Source organism: Neobacillus niacini, from assembly GCF_000759675.1.
GTDB lineage: Bacteria > Bacillota > Bacilli > Bacillales > Cytobacillaceae > Neobacillus > Neobacillus niacini_A.
Genome location: NZ_BAWM01000091.1, coordinates 1 through 2,690 on the forward strand (window position 1 = coordinate 1; position 2,690 = coordinate 2,690).

A 2,690-nucleotide genomic window follows, 5' to 3' on the forward strand; every position below is an offset into this window, starting at 1 on the left:
CGGAAGGGAATATCCTATGCAACAGGATAGTCTCGAAGAGACACTGACTTTGTGCGGAAGAAGTTGCTTCTTGTCGCACCCCCCCGTTCACACCGTACATGAGACTTTCACCTCATACGGCGTTCCAACTAATCCAATTCGATTTAATCATCAACACTTCTGAAATCGCAGCCCCTTCCATGTCTCAATTCTTCCGTTTTAATAAGTCGGTGCCTCCCGTAGGAGGTGAACCTCTATTAGTCTCACAAGAACCTTATTAACCGATAAAGATTTGCCTTGCATGATTAAATGATTCTTCATTAGTCTAGTGGCTATCCCTCCAGGCTGATTAGACCTTTCATTGGTACTGTGCCACCACTTTCACTGATATAAAGACAAGTTATACAATTACTAATGTCATAATTGCTTTCCTTGCCGACGCTTCTTCGGGAGTAAGCCCTCCACGTTATCAGCTTACAACGTTGAATTATATCTATTATAGAATGAACTTAGGTGCTTCCTGTAAGCCTGTTAGCATTCATACGCCTGTAACGTATCATGGATTTTCATATTAGTTATTTTTACTCACCCACATCTAACCTCACAATTTGGTGATATACACATTTCTATGTATCGCAGCTATAGACCCGTACATTCAGAAGTTTGTCAGCTTAACCATTTCTTTTAGGTTTATTCGCATTCTCACCATATTCATTCAACTCAAGCATCATGATTTACACCACCCCATCGGGTAGGCTTTCGTCAGCTTAACCTGTTACGGTAAATTCTCACGCCTTTTCGCCGAGCTTATAACACTATCATTCTTACTAAATCGAGTGCTATTCGACTAAGAGAGAACCCTTCAAGGCGTTACCCCATCATTTGATTCTTCGATATAATCCTTCAGTTCCGACAGGAACTGTCTAGCCTTTACCAGAGAAATGTGACCATCCTCCATTTAAGCTAGAAACATTTCGCACAACTAAACTGCCCCGTTAGCACAATAAGCAGCAGGACATCCTGTTAATTTAATAGACCAGTCACCTCAAGGCATTTTCCATTATACGCGTCCATCCTAACGGTTGGTTCTTCTCCATTTTTAGTTTTCAGTGTTACACTCAACTCGCGTTGATTAGTGAATTGATTAAAAAAACCACTCTTTGTATCAATAGACAATTTCTCCAGTGTAATGTCATCCAAATTAATATCAACTGCTTTTATTACCAATTCTTTTGGTGGAACGTTCAAACACAAAACTGCATAATCTGTGGCTTCCCCAGTTGTCAATATTGGCTTTTGGTATACATATGCAAAACAAATGATAAGAAAAACTAAAATGCGGAAAACTTCTTTCTTCAAGTTTGTTGCCTTTATCACGTTTCAATCACCCTTCTAATATCGTATAAAAATGTAATTCGATAACCCGTCCAAAATTCCTGCCTTATTGCACTATCCTGCGTCGTTAGCACAATAAGAAAAAGGCAGCCGCAGCAACCTGATCTTAAAGTAAAGCACCCGTTACTTTAATAAGAAATATTACACAATAGACCCACCTAGGGAAGTAAAAACGACTTTAATAAAAATGCCCCAGCCTAAATGGCTGGGGTAAATGAAGCTAGTATCCAAATGGTCTAGGCGGGCAACAAGGGTTGAATGGGAATCCGCACATCGTATGTGTTTCACAGCATTGATTTACATATGGTTCTGTGTGCGGGAAATAGTATTGATGATGAATCATATGCTTGTTAAAAGTAGTTATATGCGAAGGGTGTACATGTGTATTATACAAATTTGTTTTTACATATTGTTGCCAAGGTGAAACTTGTGGTGGATAATATTGAGCAGGGAACGCTTGAGGCGGGCAGTATATTGGCTGACATGCTTGAAATGGAAAGTATTGGACTGGCATCTGTTTCATGTGTGGTACTACATTGGGAGTTTCTTTCATTGGATGTACTATATTTGGAACTTCTTTCATTTTCGGTACTACATTTGGAGTTTCTTTCATTTTCGGTACTACATTTGGAGTTTCTATCATTTTTGGTTCTGCTTTTGGAGTTTCTTTCATTTTCGGTACTACATTTGGAGTTTCTTTCATTTTCGGTACTACATTTGGAGTTTCTTTCATTTTTGGTACTGCTTTTGGAACTTCTTTCATTTTTGGTACTGCTTTTGGAGTTTCTTTTATTTTTGGTACTGCTTTTGGACTTTTTTTCCAAAACATCGTTAAATGACCTCCATGTGAAAATATCTTGTTACTACATTAGTCTATGTGAACTTAGATTTGTGCGGACTAGTTTATTACCTATTTTGTATGAAATGATTCACATTACGATCTTATACCTCTTATTCATGTAATCTGTATCTGTTATCACAATAAGAAAACGGGATCGCCGCCGCCATCCCAGCCTTTAACTCTTGCACCCGTTAGTTCAATAACGAACTTCTCCTTTTGGGTTTATAATCAATTGAATTAGCAATTTCAACTAACATCTCAGGTGTCACCTTGTTAGACACCCGTTTATTAATACTGATCATATATTGCCAATTATCTCTTTCGAAAACCAATACATTAAAACCTGAAATGTTCAAATATGTTGCGTCATTTCTGATCTTTAGTTTAAAGAGTTTTAAAACATACTTATCTGGGATTGAAATTTTATGTTTAACAGGTCGAACATCAATTTTATAATGATTTTCAGGCGATTTAT

Annotated in this window: 2 protein-coding genes and 1 pseudogene; all 3 read right to left on the bottom strand. The window is 37.6% G+C overall.

The window, feature by feature from the left end:
* Positions 1 to 1,002: 1,002 nt before the first annotated feature.
* Positions 1,003 to 1,356 carry a hypothetical protein gene (locus tag TR08_RS21615; RefSeq protein WP_045521808.1) on the bottom strand — a complete coding sequence of 118 codons (354 nt, stop codon included), beginning with the start codon at positions 1,354 to 1,356 and terminating at the stop codon, positions 1,003 to 1,005.
* Positions 1,357 to 1,594: 238 nt separating this feature from the next.
* Positions 1,595 to 2,203: a CotD family spore coat protein gene (locus TR08_RS33370; protein ID WP_238579217.1), complete on the bottom strand. Its 609-nt coding sequence runs from the start codon at positions 2,201 to 2,203 to the stop codon at positions 1,595 to 1,597.
* Positions 2,204 to 2,406: 203 nt separating this feature from the next.
* Positions 2,407 to 2,690 (bottom strand): annotated as a pseudogene (locus TR08_RS33375) (hypothetical protein); the annotation flags it as partial.